The 17,577-nt window shown below is 27.7% G+C and carries 13 protein-coding genes; 2 read left to right on the top strand and 11 right to left on the bottom strand.

Features of this window, described 5'->3' with window-relative positions; genetic code table 11:
• Positions 1-117: 117 nt before the first annotated feature.
• The 8 genes from RDX53_RS11335 to RDX53_RS11370 all read right to left on the bottom strand — a co-directional run bounded on the left by RDX53_RS11335 (position 118) and on the right by RDX53_RS11370 (position 11,064).
• Positions 118-2,658, bottom strand: a complete 2,541-nt coding sequence (locus RDX53_RS11335; RefSeq protein ID WP_295572947.1) for a hypothetical protein — start codon at positions 2,656-2,658, stop codon at positions 118-120.
• Positions 2,659-2,705: 47 nt separating this feature from the next.
• Positions 2,706-4,802: an RND family transporter gene (locus tag RDX53_RS11340; protein WP_295572944.1), complete on the bottom strand. Its 2,097-nt coding sequence runs from the start codon at positions 4,800-4,802 to the stop codon at positions 2,706-2,708.
• A 253-nt stretch (positions 4,803-5,055) separates the two neighbouring features.
• The gene (locus RDX53_RS11345; protein WP_307994178.1) at positions 5,056-5,931 is read right to left on the bottom strand and encodes a metallophosphoesterase; all 876 of its coding nucleotides are present in this window, start codon (positions 5,929-5,931) and stop codon (positions 5,056-5,058) included.
• A 10-nt stretch (positions 5,932-5,941) separates the two neighbouring features.
• Entirely contained in the window at positions 5,942-6,610 is a 669-nt protein-coding gene (locus RDX53_RS11350) for a TetR/AcrR family transcriptional regulator (protein WP_195931053.1), read from the bottom strand.
• Positions 6,611-6,837: 227 nt separating this feature from the next.
• Complete coding sequence (locus RDX53_RS11355; RefSeq protein ID WP_295572939.1) at positions 6,838-7,572, bottom strand: hypothetical protein; 735 nt, start codon at positions 7,570-7,572, stop codon at positions 6,838-6,840.
• A 401-nt stretch (positions 7,573-7,973) separates the two neighbouring features.
• Positions 7,974-9,353 (bottom strand): aminopeptidase, encoded by a 1,380-nt coding sequence (locus RDX53_RS11360; RefSeq protein ID WP_295572936.1) that lies wholly within the window; start codon positions 9,351-9,353, stop codon positions 7,974-7,976.
• Between the two features lie 28 nt (positions 9,354-9,381).
• The gene (locus tag RDX53_RS11365; protein WP_195931719.1) at positions 9,382-9,594 is read right to left on the bottom strand and encodes a DUF896 domain-containing protein; all 213 of its coding nucleotides are present in this window, start codon (positions 9,592-9,594) and stop codon (positions 9,382-9,384) included.
• Between the two features lie 48 nt (positions 9,595-9,642).
• Positions 9,643-11,064, bottom strand: coding sequence for a PLP-dependent aminotransferase family protein (locus RDX53_RS11370; protein ID WP_195931718.1), 1,422 nt, complete (start codon positions 11,062-11,064; stop codon positions 9,643-9,645).
• Positions 11,065-11,263: 199 nt separating this feature from the next.
• Here RDX53_RS11370 and RDX53_RS11375 point away from each other — a divergent pair, with 199 nt between their 5' ends.
• Positions 11,264-12,607: an oligosaccharide flippase family protein gene (locus RDX53_RS11375; protein WP_295572932.1), complete on the top strand. Its 1,344-nt coding sequence runs from the start codon at positions 11,264-11,266 to the stop codon at positions 12,605-12,607.
• Between the two features lie 146 nt (positions 12,608-12,753).
• Here the strand turns inward: RDX53_RS11375 and RDX53_RS11380 are convergent, their stop codons facing one another.
• Positions 12,754-13,896: a hypothetical protein gene (locus tag RDX53_RS11380; RefSeq protein ID WP_295572929.1), complete on the bottom strand. Its 1,143-nt coding sequence runs from the start codon at positions 13,894-13,896 to the stop codon at positions 12,754-12,756.
• Positions 13,897-14,156: 260 nt separating this feature from the next.
• Here RDX53_RS11380 and RDX53_RS11385 point away from each other — a divergent pair, with 260 nt between their 5' ends.
• On the top strand, positions 14,157-15,176 hold the full coding sequence (locus RDX53_RS11385; RefSeq protein WP_195931590.1) for a hypothetical protein: 1,020 nt from the start codon (positions 14,157-14,159) through the stop codon (positions 15,174-15,176).
• Positions 15,177-15,248: 72 nt separating this feature from the next.
• Here RDX53_RS11385 and RDX53_RS11390 read toward each other — a convergent pair whose 3' ends face one another.
• Together RDX53_RS11390 and RDX53_RS11395 are read right to left on the bottom strand one after the other, a co-directional pair.
• Entirely contained in the window at positions 15,249-16,412 is a 1,164-nt protein-coding gene (locus RDX53_RS11390) for a hypothetical protein (protein WP_307994179.1), read from the bottom strand.
• Between the two features lie 327 nt (positions 16,413-16,739).
• Positions 16,740-17,339 (bottom strand): hypothetical protein, encoded by a 600-nt coding sequence (locus RDX53_RS11395; protein WP_307994180.1) that lies wholly within the window; start codon positions 17,337-17,339, stop codon positions 16,740-16,742.
• Positions 17,340-17,577: the final 238 nt, after the last annotated feature.

The following is a 17,577-nucleotide window of genomic DNA, read 5'->3' on the forward strand; positions in this document are numbered from 1 at the left end:
ATAAATAAGCAGATATAAAATTAGAGATGATTTATAAACGATCTCTAATTTTATATAGTATAATAATTATTTTTTATTAACTATAATAATTATCTAGTAAATTTATTTTTTAAATTTTTATTTATTAAATAAACCTTTTATCCAATCTACAAAACCTTTCTTTTCTTGAGTATTGTCTTTTGTTGTATCTGTTTTTTGGCTTTCTGATTTAGTATCTTTATCTTCTGATTCTTCAACTTTAAATACAAATCTAACTTTACCATTCATATCATCACTATTTATTCCTGAATAGTTATTGTATTCTTCAGATGCTGTTACTAATTCATCTTTAACGTCCATTATATTTCCTACTTCTGATATTAATTGATTACCTTCACCACTTAATTGGTCAAGACCTTCTTGTTTAAATTGAACAGTACCATCATAAAGTTGAGTGCTACCACTTGCTAAACTAGATATACCGTCTTTTATTTGTGTAGAACTGCTGCTTAATGTTGATGAACCATCTTTAAGTTGGTTAACACCACTTGTTAAACTACTTGCCCCACTTACTAATTGACTTGTACCTGCTGATAATTGTTGGCTTCCTGCATATGCACTTTGTGTTGCATTTGATAAAGTATTGCTTCCTGATTGTAACTGAGCACCAGCTTTAGCAAATTGGCTTAAATTAGTACCGAATGTTTGTGAACCAGTAACTAATGATGATGAACCATTTTTAAGTTGATTAATACCACTTGTCAAGCTACTTGCTCCACTTACTAGTTGATTTGTTCCTGCTGATAATTGTTGACTTCCTGCATATGCACTTTGTGTTGCATTTGATAATTGTGAAGATGAATCACTAAGTGTACTTCCTGCTCCAGCAAATTGATTTAAACTTGATCCAAATTGTGATGAACCATTTTTAAGTGTTGATAATCCTGATTGTAAACTAGATGCACCTGCTGATACTGAGCTTATTCCATTTTTAACTGAGCTAAGTCCAGATTGTTGTTTAGATGCTACTGTTTTTAGTCCAGAGCTTATTTGATTTAAGCTAGCTGCTGCTGTACTTAGTTGTCCAGATTGTTGTTGTAAACTACTTCCTAATTGAGCTATTTCTGCTGCAAGTTCGCTATCTCCATTTGCTGCGGCTTTTTGTGATAAAGCATTTATTTGTGCTTGAAGTTGACTGCTGCTTGATGATGATAATTGTGAAGATACTTGTGCAACAGAATCAGCTAATGAACTTACAGTACTTGTAGAACTTATTAAACTGTCTACTCCACTATCTAATTGGCTTAATCCTCCACTTAAATTGCTTGCTCCACTATATGCAGAATCTATACCACTGTTTATATTGTTATATGATTGGTCTAATTTATTTGCGTTGCTTACATAACTTTGTACACCGCTTGCAAATTTACTTTGTGATGAATTTAATTGAGCAAGTCCACTTGTCAAGCTCATTGCACCTTGATCTAATGTTGGTAAATTATTTGCAAGTGTTTCTGCTCCTTTGCTCAATGAACTAATACCTTGATCTAATGAGCTTATTCCTGATGTTAATTGTGCATAAGCACCATCTAATTGATTTGCACTATTAGTATAAGTTGCTATACCTGAATTTAAAGATTGTTGTCCTTCATTTATTTGTTGTAAACCACTTGTTAAACTCATTGCACCTTCATTTAATGTTGGTAAACTATTTGCAAGTGTATCAGAACCTTCTTTTAATGTAGTTATTCCACTATCTAATGATTTTACACCATCATCAAACTTGCTGTAACTTGAATTAAGTGTTTCACTTCCATCAGCTACTTGTTTAGCTCCATCTACTAATTCTGTTCCTGCATCTTCTAGTTGTTGTAATGCACTTTTTAATTCACTGAAGTTCATATCTCCATCTATGTCTTCTAATGTTCCAGTAATATCACTTGTAAGAGCAAACATTATAGTTGGAACTTTAAAATTAGTCGTATTACCAGTTATAACAATTTCATCTTTTAAATTTAAGTAATTATTTAAATCACTGCTTAAATTTAAAGATTTACTTAAACCTGGTAAAGATATAAATGTTATAGAAGCATTATTTCCTTCATCTAACATAGTTCCTGCACTGATTTCTATATCTTTGAAATTATCTCTATCTAGTAATATTTCCCCTGCTGTTAAAAATGGTGTATATATTATTCTGTCTTCCCCATTTATTTGAACATTCTTCTTAACATTATTTTTTAATTTTATAGTGATTTTAAAATCACCGCTTTTTCCTTTTACATCTTTTGGATTTACTACTTTTCCATTTAATTCATATCTTATATTTACATCTATAGGTAATTGTTCTTTACTTTCACCTTGATAATATAAATCATCCCCATTTACATCCCAAGTAACATTATCTCCATTTATACTTGGTTTTTCATTTCCTTTTATATTTTTTATATTTGTCAATTTACTTACGTCTTTTATATTTCCTAAAGATGAGTCACTTTTTATCCAGTCTGAAACAATATTTTTTGTTACATTTCCGTTTTCATCTAATATAGAATATACTGTTTCATCTTTTGTGACTTTACTATCTGTTTTTGCAGCAAAAGCACAAGTGCTATTTGCTGCTACTAATGCTACAGTTGCTAATGCAATTGATTTCTTTTTAATATTTTTATTATACATGATTAATCCTCCCCCATTAATTAACTACTTATAATATTAAATATCTTTTAATTTACAGCGTCTGCTGTTTTTGATTTTTTATCAGGTTCAAAACCTTTACTTGTTTTTCTTATTACTGGTTCAAATACAAGTAATAATCCTGGTAATATGAATATAATCATAAACATACTTATTATTGCCCCTCTTGACATTAGGCTACATAATGAACCTATAAGTTCTAGTTGTGAAATTACACCAACACCTATAGTTGCTGAGAAGAATGATAACGCACTTGTCATTATTGATCCACCACTATGTTTTATTGCTGCTTGCATAGCTTCAAATTTATTATCATTATATCCCAATTCTTCTTTAAATCTAGAAGTAAGAAGTATTGCATAGTCAACTGTTGCTCCTAATTGTATTGTTCCTAATACTATAGATGCTATAAATGGTTCAATCTTTCCTGTATAATAAGGAATTCCTAAGTTTGCAAATATAGCACATTCTATTGCTGCAACCAATATAACTGGTAATGATATTGATTTAAATACTATAGCTATTATCAAGAATATTGCTATTATAGAAGCTGCACTTACTTTCTTGAAGTCTGTATCTGCTATTCTTATTAAATCTTTTGTAAGAGGTGCTTCACCACCTACAAGACCCTCAGGGTCATATTTATGGACTATATGTTCAACTTCTGTTAATTGTGCATTACACTCATCTGAAGCTGCTCTATATTTTGAATTTAATAATATTTCTTCATATCCTCCAGCTTTTAATTCACTTAAAATTTCATCAGGTATCATTTCCTGATCTATTGCTGGACCTATATATTTTTCAAGTCCTATAACTGAGTTTACACCGTCTATTTCTTCAAGTTCTTTAATCATAGATGTTACATCATTTGAATCTAATTTATCGCTTACTAAGATAAAATCTGTACTTTCCATATGGTAGTCATCTTTCATCTTATTAGTAGCAACTATTGATGGAAAATCATCTGGTAAAGACTCATCTAAGTTATAATAAACCTTCGCATTGTTATTTCCTATAAATGCAGGGATAAATATTATAACGAATAATACTGCTAGTTTTTTATAATGTTTAACTACAAATTTTGAAGTTTTTTCAAATGATGGTAAAATTGTTTTATGTTTATATTTGTGTATTGGTTTGTCAAATATTAATATTAATGATGGTAAAATTGTTACTGTGCATAAAACACCAATTATAACACCTTTTGCCATTACTATACCCATATCCATACCTAAACTTAAATCCATAGTACAAAGTGCTAAGAATCCTGCTACAGTAGTTGTCGAACTACCTATTATAGATACAAATGTGTTTTGTATTGCATTTGACATGGCCTCTATTCTGTCGGAGTTTTTTCCCAACTCTTCATCATATCTGTGAAGTAAGAAAATAGAATAATCCATTGTTACCCCTAGTTGCAATACTGCTGCTAAGGCTTTAGTTATATATGAGATTTCTCCTAAAATTATATTAGAACCAAAATTATATATAATTGCTAAACTTATACTTAATAAAAATACAAATGGTACTACAGTTGATTCCATTGTAAGTAATAAAACTATTAAAGTAAGTATACCAGCTATTATTACATATAATGGCATCTCTCCATCTGCACAATCTTTAGTATCTTTTATAATACCACTCATACCACTTAAAAATCCTTGTGCACCAACTATGTTTCTAATTTTTTGTACAGTATTTTGAGTAGTTAGCGTTGCTGTACCTTCTTTTAACATCACTATTATCATAGTAGATTTATCGCCATTATAAAGTAAATCTGTCATATCCTTTGGGAGAATTTCTTTTGGTACAGATAAATCTACAAAATCATCTACCCAAAGTGCTTTTTTAACTCCATCTAACTTAGCTACTTTTTCTTTTACTTTGGCTACATCTTTATCTGGCATATCTTCAACAATAAGCATCGCGATAGATCCGCATCCAAATTCATCTTGTAAAATTTTTTCTGCTTGCATTGTAGATGTCTCTTCTGGCAAATAACTCAATATGTCATAATTTACATCTGTTTTGAAATATCCAAATGCTGCTGGAACTACTAATATTACTGCTAATAGCAAAATTAATTTGCTATGTTTGGCTATCGCTTTTGATATCCTTTCCATAATTCTACCTCCATTTTTAGGCGTGCCCAATATTTATACCTAGATTGTAGGGCGCGCCCAAAAGTTTGTCAACAAGTTTTTGTGTTAAATTTTTACAGTAGATTATAAAATTTTTATTGCACATAAAAAATTCGCTTCGCTCATATAACGGGCGAATCAAAGATTCCGTTGCTTTAAATAATAAGTTGGAAATTATATATAATTTCCTTAGAAATAAAAAGAACACATGGCAGAAAAACTGCTATGTGTTCTTTTAAATTATATCGCTTTTTAATTTTATACTGACTATTTCAGGCTTACAATTTATTCTTATTAATACTTTTGAGCCTCCAAGTCCTTTACTTACTATCATAATCGAATTATTTTTTTCGTATTTTCCTAAATCATACTTAGGAAAGAACTTTCTATCTGGTGATAATAAGCCTCCTATAAATGGTAGTCTTACAACGCCACCATGTACATGACCACATAAAGTTAAGTCTGCACCCCATTTTTCATATGCATCGAAATAAAATGGAGTATGTGCTAGTAGTATATTAAATTCATTTTTATTTAAATCACCTAATTTTTGTTCTAAAAATTTACTGTCGATAGTTGTAATCTCCTTATCGTCAAATAAATATTTATAGCAACTATATGGAACTGTAAGTCCATATAAATTTATTTTAGAGTTATTTTTTTGTATTTTCACTTTATCATCGTCTAAATTTATAAAGTCTATTTGATTTAATTCTTCAAAATATTTAATATACTCTTGTTTATATTTTTTAATCAATGCCTTTTGCTCGTGATTTCCTATTATATAATAAACTTTATATAGTTTTGTCAGTTCCTTCATAAAGTTTAAAGCTATATCGTAGTTATTATTTTCTCCATCTACTAAATCACCTGTGATAACTATTATATCTGGATTTAAAGATTTAATTTTTTGTAATAACTTTATATTATTTTTGCCAAATGATTTACTATGTAAATCTGAAATTTGGACAATATTATACCCATCAAATTCTTTTGGTATTTTTTTATTTTTAATTGTATATTGTGCTATTTCTAATGTATTTATATTGTGACTTAAATAAATACAAATCAAAATAAAAATACAAATAAGTATTAGTATTGTCTTGTACATATAACGCTCCTTAAACTTTATTTAAAAATATATCAAAACTCTCTAGTAATTCACCAATATTTAATTTATTTGAAATATCTATTGCATTACTTACAATTTGATCTACTTGTTCTTTATCTATTATGTTTAATAAAATTAATCTAGTTGATATTACTGATTTTATTATGTCCTCAATTTCTAATTGTATATCTTTATTATAATATCTTCTAAGTAATTCTTCTTCTCCTGAACATCCAACAGTAACACTTATATATATATCTTTTTCAGCTACATTATAATGTGTTTCTAGGGCTTTTTTCTTAAATAAATCTACTAGTATATTTACATATTCTTTTCTGATTATAGGCACTGTTGATGCTTCTATATATATTCTAAATAGACTTTCATATCTGACTATTGTATATGTATACAAACATTGTGTTACAGCATAATTTAATAAAAGCTCAGTATCATTCATATGGTGATTGCTTATTAACTCGTAAATCTTATTGAATATAGTTTTGTAAATATAAAGGAGTATATCTTCTTTCTTTTTAAAGTAATAGTATAAATGTCCTCTTCCAATTCCAGCTGCATCTGCAATTTGTCTAATAGTTGTTTTTTCATAGCCATTTACTAAAAAAAGATTAAATGATTTCTTTATAATTTGTTCTTCAATATCTATTTTTTTATTACTCATAACTATTTCTCCTTAAAATTTATTCATTTTAAATATAAATATTGGGCACTAATATTATACCTTAAAGAATATTTTTATATATTATTAATTTAATATATTTATTTTAGACTTACAATATCTAAAATAAAATGAGAAATATTAAAAAGATATTATAATTTTATTATACAACAAAAACACAATAAAAAATGCTATCTCAAAAATAAATATTTGAAATAACATTTTTATTGTTAATTAATATTTTGTTGTATTCCCGATACTATATTAGTACAGTCTCTTTGTTCTATATAAGTAATTTTATTGTCTTTATATGCTATAACTAAAAAGTCGCTGTCTTTTATACTGTATATGTCTATGTCGACTCCTCCGTCTACATCCATATAAATACTATAAGCACATTTTTTATTTTTAGTTATTGATGATATACTGCTCTTATCTTCTCCAATATACTTATTAAGTTTTTCTTTTTTGATATTTTCAGAACTTAAACTGTTATAATCAGTATATGCTGAAATTACGGCGTTTGCCTTTTCATCCATCAATGATGATACATCTAAATTTTTAAAATCACAAGTTTCCACTTCATTTACTTTATTATTTTTTAATGCAATATATAGTGCACTTCCATCTAAGTTATAATCTGATGTATATTTAGGATATAATAATCCCTTACTTAGTATTTCTACATCATCCATATTTTTATCGACCATTTTCTTTAAATCTTCAAAGTTTTTTACCTTGTCTATTTTTAAAGAATATATTGTACTGTATGGGCTTCCCATATTTTGAAGAACGTAATCGTCGCTTTTATTCATGATTACATTTACGTCACTTTGTACTTTTGTCATAGTATTTCTCTCTATTGCTTCTTTTGAAACATTTTTTGTTTTCATATTTGAAGCTGAGCATCCCATTAAGAATACTACTGGTATCATTGTTAAAACTAATCTTTTAATATACTTCATATGCTAGCCCTCCTTTTCTTTTATAATTGGTACAACATATCATATTTTCAAAAAAAAGATTTTCTTATTTATAATTATACATATTTCTATAAATAAAAAAATAGTTTTGTAGTAGTTGTAAACCTTTTGTAATAGAATTTCCTATTATATTAAAATTTTGTAATTTATTTCTATATTTTAATAATATAACAAAATTGTAAATAAAATCAACAACTTTATTATATATTGTGAGTTTTACGTTTGTGATACTGATAATCAATGCCACGAAATCTTGTTGATATTTCAATAAAAAGTTATATTTTTATATTAAAAATCATCATTTTTATATTTAATTAAAATTTCGATAAAAAATAAAAAGCTGGTTATAAGATCTAAATCTCTAACCAGCTTTTTATTTTTTATTATTTATTAAGAAATGCCTTATATCCTCTATACATTTCAAATATATCTGCTTTTGATATTACTTCATAAGGTGCATGCATACTAAGCACTCCTACTCCACAATCTAAAACTTGTGCATCATAGTTTGCTAATATATACGCGATTGTTCCACCGCCACCTTCATCAACTTTACCTAATTCGCCACTTTGCCATACTACATTTGCTTCATTAAATATGCTTCTTATTTCGCCTACAAATTCAGCATTTGCATCACTTGTTCCACTTTTACCTCTAGCTCCAGTATATTTAGAAATACACACTCCATATCCTATATGACAAGAGTTATTTTTTTCATATACTGATGAATAAATCGGATCATAACCTGCATTTACATCTGCTGATAATACTTTAGAATTTGAAAATGCTCTTCTAATTTTTAAATCAGAATAAGTAGTCTGCATATTTATAAGCTCTGCTACTGTATTTTCATAAAATCTAGAGTGCATACCTGTGTTTCCATTAGAACCTGTTTCTTCTTTATCAGCACATAATACTGATGCAGTATATTCAGGATTTTCTGTTTCAAGGATAGCTTTTACTCCTGCAAATGAACAAACTCTATCGTCATGTCCATAAGATAGTATCATAGAGCTGTCAAATCCAAGATTTCTAGATTTACCTGCTGGAACTACTTCTATCTCAGCACTTATAAAATCTTCTTCTACTAAATTATATTTAGAATTTAATAGATTTAAAATATTCATTTTGACTTTGTCTTTTTCTTGGTCTTCATCTGGTATACTTCCGATTAATAGATTTAAATCCTCGCCTTCTATACCTTTTTCAAGAGTTTTTTGTCTTTGTTTTGCCGCTAAGTGTGGAAGTAAATCTGTTACACAAAATACTGAGTCACCTTCTTCATCCCCAATACTTATTTCAACTTTGCTTCCATCTTTTAATATTACAACTCCATACATAGCAAGTGGTATAGTGACCCATTGATATTTTTTGATTCCACCGTAGTAGTGAGTTTTAAAATATCCCATATTGTCATCTTCATATAGTGGGTTTGGTTTTAAGTCTAATCTAGGTGAGTCTATATGACTTCCAATAATTCTTAGACCTTTTTCTATATCTTGTTTTCCTATTACAAATAAAGCTATGTTTTTGTCTCTATTTATAGCATATATTTTATCTCCAGGTACTACTTTTTCTATATCTGAAATTGATTTAAATCCATTTTCTATAGCTAATCTTTCAATTTCTTTAACACATCTTCTCTCTGTTTTCCCCTTATCTAGAAAGTCCATATATTGATTTGAATATTCCATAACTGCATCCATGTTATTCATCTCATTTATAACTTTCCATCCATTTCTCAGCTCGTACTTAAGATTCATCTTTGATCCCTCCATATGCCTTTTGTTTCTAGTTATCTTTTTTTTCTTTCATACGTTTTTCGTATTCTTCTGGTGAAACTACTTCTATATTTTCTAATCTAGCTCTGAAACTTTTTCTGAAGTTTGCTAAATATTCTTTTCTTAATGCATCTCTTTCTTTTATTTCTTCTGGTGTTAAACCTTCTGCCTTATTTTTTCTTGCAAGTTCATTTATTCTGTCTATTTTCTTTTGATCTACCATCTTTACTATAGCCAAAGACCTTTATTCTTTAGCTTCTCCTTTACTTATTTAATAAAAAATTTTGTTACTTTTTAAGTTTTGTTTTTCTTTATAATTAGCTAAAAAAACATCTAAACTATCACTTATTCTATTTATTCCCTCTTTAATATCTTCTAGAGATGAATTCGCTATATTTATTCTAAAATATCTGTCATCCATTGAATTATCAAAAAAATATGTTCCTGGAGTGATTACAACTCCTCTTTCTAAAAGAAAATTGTAAAAATCACTCGACAAATATCCTCTTGGAAGTTCAAAGAAAAAGTTAATACCTCCAGCTGATTTTCTAACTTTTAATTTGTTGCTTATTTTTTTATCTATTAATTTTTTAGCTAAACTATATTTTTCATAATAGATATTATTTATATTATTTAAATATTGTTTCCAATTAAAGCAGTTCATATAATAAAACATTGATTTTTGTATTAAACCTGGGGTTGATATATCAGAAGAATATTTAGCCCATAAAATCTGAGACTGTAATTCCATAGGTATTTCAACCATACCGATTCTAAGTCCAGGCATTAAAATTTTTGAAAAACTCTTTATGTAGATTACCCTGTTATTTTTGTCATAACTCTTAAGTGGAAGATTATCTTCTGAGTCAAAAGGAAAATCACTTATGAAGTCATCTTCTAGTATATAAAAATCATACTCCTCTGACAACTCTATTAATTTTTTCTTTTTATAAGTTGAATAAGATATTCCTGTTGGATTTTGAAAATTAGGCATAACATATATTAATTTTGGTTTGATTTTTTCAAGTTTAAGTTTTAATATTCCAATATCAATTCCATCATCCAACATCGGTATTGATATTACTTTCGCACCTCTACTTTTAAAAACCTCCAATGCACCATTATATGTTGGTTCTTCTACAAATACAACATCTGAATAATTTATAAGCCCCTTACATACTATATCTATACCTTGTTGAGCTCCAGATATAATTTGTATATTTTCTATATTTGTATTTATTTTTCTGTCTTTTAAATACTCACATATCTTATCTCTTAATTCTATAGAGCCCTTACCTTCGTCATAATTAAAAATAGAAGGCCCATCATTTTCAAGCGCCATATTTATAGCTTTTTTATAATCATCAATAGGAAACATATCTGCTGATGGATTTCCACTATCAAAGTGTATTAATCCCTCTTTTTTTTCTATTGTTTTCTTTTTTTTAAGTTTTATGTTTGAAGCAAATGTTCCACTGCCCACGATTTTATATATGTATCCTTCATTTTCTAGAAGTTCATAGACTTTTACTATTGTTGCATTATTCACACCAATATAATCTGCTAATTTTCGTATTGGTGGCAGTTTTTCATGTTCTTTTATATCATTGTCTATTATTAATTTTTTTATGTAGTTGTAAATCTGCAAATACTTACTACTACCTTTATTTAATTCTATTTTATATTTTTCCATTTTCTACCCCTATAGTCTATATATCAACATTTTTTGTAAATGCTAATTTATATTTTAAAGTATTTAATATGTATAATATATTATATACCAATTTTTTAAAAAGAGAAAATTCTATGTGCTAGATTATTAAATCTATCTTAAGATACTTTTATAATATGAATGATTAAAACCTTCTTAGAATAAATATTATCAATAGGAGGTGATTTTTTTGAAAAAGATTCCAAATCTTTTATTATCTACAATAATTCTAGCAATATCTAATATAATTGTAAGAGGTTTAGGATTTATATATAAAATTTTTTTATCAAATATAATAGGAGAACAAGGTCTGGGAATATACCATATAGTATTTAACTTTCTTATGATTTGTATAGCATTAACTACAACCGGCATTCCGACGGCTCTGAGTTGTTTAATTTCAACTAATAATACTTTAAAAGATAAAAAACAAACTAATATATTCTTTATATCGACACTATATATATCATTTTTCATTGCTTTTATTATTTCCATATTTGTATCTATACATAGCGAATTTTTCTCAGATATATTTTTACATAATCCAAAATTAAACCTTTTTATACTAGCTATTTGTCCAGCTATAGTTTTAATAACTCTGTCAAATGTCTTGAGAAGTTACTTCTATGGAATAAAGAAAGTCATTGTTCCTGCTGTTGGTCAAATACTAGAACAAATATCTAGAATTTTATTTTTAATTCTTGTTTACTATTACATAAAAAATGACCACTTACTTTGTTATAGCGCACTTATAGCTATATCTATTGGCGAAATGATAAATATAATATTTATTACAGTAAATCTTTATTATGATTCTAATCTATATAGAAAATTAATTATAAATATAGATGATTTTAAACATGCCTCTTTTGAAATGCTAAAGATGTCTATACCTATAACTTGTAATAGAATGTCGAGTATAGTACTTCAATCAATAAGCTCTATAATAATACCATCTAGATTAATACTTGCTAATATGTCTTATACACAGGCCTTAGGAGCCTATGGTATTATAAGTGGTATGGTTATGCCATTTGTATATCTTCCTTTTTCAGTCGGCTCAGCCCTCGTTGTAAACTTAATTCCAAGTATATCTAGTGAAGTTGCACTAAAAAATAATAGTTTTCTTATAAAGAAAATTAAATATTCTATAGCTCTAACGTTAATTGTAAGTATTTTATGCTCTTTATTATTTTATTTCTTTGCAAAACCGCTTTGTATTTTATTTTTTAAAAACGAAGTCGCTGGAGTTTACTTAAAATCTATGTTTTTAGCTCCGATTTTTTTATCTCTAAATCAAACTTTATCAGCAATACTCCATGGTATAAGAAGAGAATTTATTTCGAGCTTTAATACTATTTTAGGAATGGCAATTCAATTAATCTTTTTATACTTCTTGTTACCTATTCCTAGCTTAAATATATTCGCCTACATATATGTAGTAACTGGAATCGCTATTTTTACTACGCTTTTACATTCAATAGCATTACTCCATGCTTTAAAAAATCCAGCTAAATCAATTTAATTACATGCATACATAAAAAAAGCAACCAATAAGTAGTTTTATTTTTTAAAACGCTCTTATTGGTTGTTTTAATCTATATTAAGAATCAAATATTAAATATTTTCATTTTTATATTATCCTAAATTATATTTATACTATATTTATACTTAGAAACATCCATCAAAGTTAAAGTCTGATGCAGCTACTACTGGAACATCTCTTGCTTGAACTGCTTGTGCTGCTCCTACTACAGAGATTAATGCATATCCTAATAAAGATACAGTAGTTCTTAATAATAATTGTGGATAAACTGGTTTTAATATAGTAACAGTGTATGGATTTTGTGCTGCATTTGTATTTTGTATAGTTGCTTCTACACAACTTAATGATAATTTAGATTGATAGTATTGTTCTACAACACTTGAGTCCATATTATATGCTCTACATAAACTTCCATTTAAAGCTTCATATGTTAAAGCTATGCCACCTGCTGTTGCATTTATTGTAGTTGCTATTTGTACATTTGAACATCCTGCTGTTCCCTTTAATACTACATTTATACTATTTGCTGGGTCTGCTCCTGCTGGTGCAGTTACTGTAGCAGTTGTTGCAGCTTGTGAATAATCTAAAGTAGTTCCCATGCATTGTTGACAACAACTTGATAAACCTGCAGTACTAACTGATGATCTATTTAATAAATTGTGGCTTGAAGTAAATACTGATGTTGGTGTAAGTGCTTTTCCTGCCACTGTTGTTGCTCCTGGAGCTAAAGTTACAGTAGAATCTCCAAAACAAACTTCTGTTATATTTAACTTAAATGTTCCAACTGGTATAGGGTCTCCTGTTACAGTTATTCCTGTTGTAAATGCTTGAGTTCCTCCAGTTGCCAATACAGCTGTTGTACCTGTTGCTACTCTATCAAATTTTATAGCATCTGATACTTTATATGTTCTAATTATATAAGGCATACAATTTGCTGATGTTATTGGTTGTGCTTGTAAACCTATACAGCATTGTGCATTTCCTGCACATGGTGCTAATGTTGAACAAGAAGAATATGTTGAATCTGTTCCTGCTGGTTCATAAGGTATAGGACATTTTGGAGTTTGATCATTGTTATTATTACATTGGCAATTACATTGTACAATTGGTGGTTGTGGTGGTTGTGGTGGTAATGGTTGACTTACTGCAAAATTATCATAATTACATTCTCCTTGGTCCATTATAAATCCTCTAGGATCCATCATATCTTGTGTATATTGATTCCCTCTTATCACTCTAGTATTCATTGCATTTCTATTGCATTGCATTATTGATTACCTCCCATTAATATAAACTTTTGGCTAAAACCAATTTTTTAACCTACTAAATACTATGTTAGAAATGCAAATATTGTTCTTATTTTTGTAAAAAAGTAAAAAATAATTTTTTTTTGTAGAAAATTATACTAATTAGTGATTGTTAACTATAATATTTACGCTTCTATAGAATATAATTTTATAAAGGAATACCAATTTTATAAAGAATAGATTTCTTTAAAGCAAAATATATATTTATAGAGGTGAATCACATGACTTTTATTAATAATACTTCTAATTTAATTAGAAGGTCTTCCAAAGATATATTCTATATTTTTAATAATAACGGTCTTTACTATAATTACTATGATAAAGATAATACCCTAATAAAAGATAATATTTTAATAAGTAATAATACAATTGATTATACACAATTTTACTTTACTATAGACAATTTAGATAAAATCTATGGAATTGTATCAGATAATGCAATCAAAATAGTGGAATGTGAAAAAGACAGTAATATATTTTTACTGAAGGAGACATTTAGCTTTGATTATGAAAAATTTGCTGTTTGTTTTCCATTTATAAAATATATAGATGACAATATCCATATGTTTTATTATGTATATAGTCCTAAGTTTACTAATTCGGCAGTTATTTTTCACCAATATAAAAATAACGAAGGCCAATGGATTGAAAACCAAATAGATTTTGTCAATTTCAATATTTTAAACCAATTCTATATCGTATTTAACGATAATATTCCGACTATATTTTACTTAAATTTAGTAGATAATTATGAACAAGTATTTTATTCTACATTTGATTATAATAATTTGAGTTGGAGCAATCCTATCCAACTTACAAATACTGCTAGCAATAAATTATATTTAAATATATTAAAAATTCCAGATAGCGATATGTATCATTTAGTATTTTGTGAAAATACAAATGATCAATATTCTGTAAAATACTTAAATTTTAATGTTAAGGATAATATCTTAGTCCAAAATATTTCTTGTTTTATAACTGAGCCATCATTATATACTTTTCCATCTTTGATAATGGAGAATTCTATTTTATATTGTATGTGGGTCTCATTTGATAAGTTGTTCACTTCTTTTTCTAAAGATTTTGGGAAAACATGGAGCAAACCTGTGTGTGATGAAACAAGTGTTAGCGAGTATTTTCTAAGAACTAATATACACTCCAATGTAGATGATGATTTAATTTATAAAGATTTATATTTATTTACAACTATGAATACTTTAAGTATTTTAGGATTTTAATATTTTTACAAAAACTAAAAATAGGCAATAGATTTCTATTGCCTAAAATATATTAAATTAAATTAAGAAATACTATCTTTGACAGTTGCAGTTATTTCCTGAATTATTTGCTGAAGCGTTATTTGTATTTGAGTTACCTCCACATTGTTTAAAGTCGCATACTTTAGAGAAAGTATCAACTACTCTTGGTTGAACTTGACTTGAAGAACCAAGTACTACTATTTGTTCTTGTTTTAATATACTTACTACTTCTTGTAAGCAAAGAACTAAGTCTAATCCACCTGGTAATTGGAAGTTATAAGTTGTGCATCCATTAATACATTCTTTACTTATTAATCCTGTACCAACGCAACCTACTGATAATTGAGTTTGATAGTTTTGTCTTAAAGTAAATGAATTTCCATCTGCTGGAACAGATAATTGTGCTGATAATGTATTAAAATTAAATACTGTACAATTAGTAGTAGGAACTACTAATACATTTATCTTTGTGCATCCACATTTACATTTTAAAATTATTTCTAATCCATTTATTTGTATAGTTAATCCTCTTTGTCTATATCTTGTTGTTGTTCCTAATCCTTGTGAACAACAAGTTGTATTTCTTTCTCCACATACAGTATAATCAAAGTTTGATTCACAAGGTGCATCATTAGTCACTTCTTCTACTGTAAATCCTTCTAAAGATGTATTTCCTGGATATATTACCATTTCGTCATAATTAAAGCATATTTGTTCTACAGTAACTCTTCCTTGACCAGTTTTTGGAACCATACCATTTACGTCTATAACTTCATAAGTATAGTCTAATCCTGTTCCATTAGCATCTTGGAATGTTTGGAATTCTATAGTATCAAATATTCTATTAGCATCTATAGCATATGGTATTGTATTAGCTGTTGATACTCTTGGTATATTAAGTGGTGAACTACATAATGTGTTATCACAAGTATTTTTTATACAATTTTGACTTATAGTATCTTCACATGTTTCACAACAATGGTCTTGTTTATGATGATGTTGAGGTTTTTTGCAAGGGTCTACACAATTATTATTACAAGGTTCTGCTTCTTTACATGGTTCTTGACAGCAATTATTGTTTTGCATCATAGAATGTTTAGTTTTGCATCCTCTACCCATATCTTCATTCATATCTCTATCAAGTGCTTCTTCATTACTTAACTCCATCATTTGTGTTGTAACAACCTTATTTTTATTCTTTCTAAGATTTTGCATTTCTTTGTCCCCCTAAATAAGTTATCTATTATACGATATGAGATTCATATAATATACTAAATATTATGCAAATTCTGAGCTAATTGTTCTTATTTGATATGTAATTTGAAATAATAAAGGAATATAATTTCCTTAGAATTAAAAAAATACCTGTATATTTCATACAGGTATTAAATAAAAAACTTGGTTAAAAATTGAAGCACATAGGAAATCATAGTTATTACTGTGTTTTAACTATAATATATCCAATTTTATAGGTTATAATCTACGCTTATATTCCTATGTGCTAAATAATTAAGGTTTTATACTAACTAAAATATCAAGTAATTAATAGCTTTGTCCTGGGAATCTTCTATAACTAGCTGTATTACCTGTTGATCCACCTTGGCAAGGGCTCCAGCATCGTGGTTGTGGTCTATTGCATCCACATCCACAGCCTGTTGATCCTGTTGTTCCAGTTGATCCTGTTGTTCCAGTTGATCCTGTTGTTCCAGTTGATCCTATTGTTCCTGTTGATCCTATTGTTCCAGTTGATCCTGATACTACTCCACCTGTACTTGAACCTATAGATGCATATACTGGGTCTACTACATAATTAAATGTTGTATGATAGTCTGCTCCATCATATACATTTCTTGAACTATTGTAATATACATTATGATCTACATAGTGATCTCTATAACGATTAGTATTCATAGTATGATAGTTGTTGATTCTATGATGATAAGTGTCATAATAATTTACATTTTCTACAGCTTGTGTAGTTCCAACATTAGCTGTATTGTTAACATAATTATTTACTTGTCCTTGTCTTACTTGAGTTGGTTGTTGAACGTAACCTTGTGCAAATTGATTTCCTGCGATTTGAGATCTATTTTGCATGATTTGACCTTCTAAATATTGATTTTCATAATATTGGTATGGCATTTATACCCTCTCCTTATTTTATATATTTTATTTAGAGCTTTATTTAAACTCTTAATAAATATATATGTAATTTCCGCAAAGTTGTTACAAATTTCTACTTTTTTTTATTTATATAGCTATAATCCTCTAAAATACTGTATTTCTCAACATAATTTATTTCTTTTTTATCTAAATAATATAAAAAAATTAAATTTATTAATATATAAATACAAAAAAAGCTAAACCAATTTGGTTTAGC

The organism is uncultured Intestinibacter sp., assembly GCF_902468165.1.
Taxonomy (GTDB): domain Bacteria; phylum Bacillota; class Clostridia; order Peptostreptococcales; family Peptostreptococcaceae; genus Intestinibacter.

Coding starts and splice junctions, on each gene's coding strand:
- RDX53_RS11370 (WP_195931718.1), bottom strand. CDS start 11,064: ATGGAAAAATATAAAATAGAATTAAATAAAGGTAGTAGTAAGTATTTG.
- RDX53_RS11345 (WP_307994178.1), bottom strand. CDS start 5,931: ATGTACAAGACAATACTAATACTTATTTGTATTTTTATTTTGATTTGT.
- RDX53_RS11335 (WP_295572947.1), bottom strand. CDS start 2,658: ATGTATAATAAAAATATTAAAAAGAAATCAATTGCATTAGCAACTGTA.
- RDX53_RS11340 (WP_295572944.1), bottom strand. CDS start 4,802: ATGGAAAGGATATCAAAAGCGATAGCCAAACATAGCAAATTAATTTTG.
- RDX53_RS11390 (WP_307994179.1), bottom strand. CDS start 16,412: ATGCAAAATCTTAGAAAGAATAAAAATAAGGTTGTTACAACACAAATG.
- RDX53_RS11385 (WP_195931590.1), top strand. CDS start 14,157: ATGACTTTTATTAATAATACTTCTAATTTAATTAGAAGGTCTTCCAAA.
- RDX53_RS11395 (WP_307994180.1), bottom strand. CDS start 17,339: ATGCCATACCAATATTATGAAAATCAATATTTAGAAGGTCAAATCATG.
- RDX53_RS11360 (WP_295572936.1), bottom strand. CDS start 9,353: ATGAATCTTAAGTACGAGCTGAGAAATGGATGGAAAGTTATAAATGAG.
- RDX53_RS11355 (WP_295572939.1), bottom strand. CDS start 7,572: ATGAAGTATATTAAAAGATTAGTTTTAACAATGATACCAGTAGTATTC.
- RDX53_RS11365 (WP_195931719.1), bottom strand. CDS start 9,594: ATGGTAGATCAAAAGAAAATAGACAGAATAAATGAACTTGCAAGAAAA.
- RDX53_RS11380 (WP_295572929.1), bottom strand. CDS start 13,896: ATGCAATGCAATAGAAATGCAATGAATACTAGAGTGATAAGAGGGAAT.
- RDX53_RS11350 (WP_195931053.1), bottom strand. CDS start 6,610: ATGAGTAATAAAAAAATAGATATTGAAGAACAAATTATAAAGAAATCA.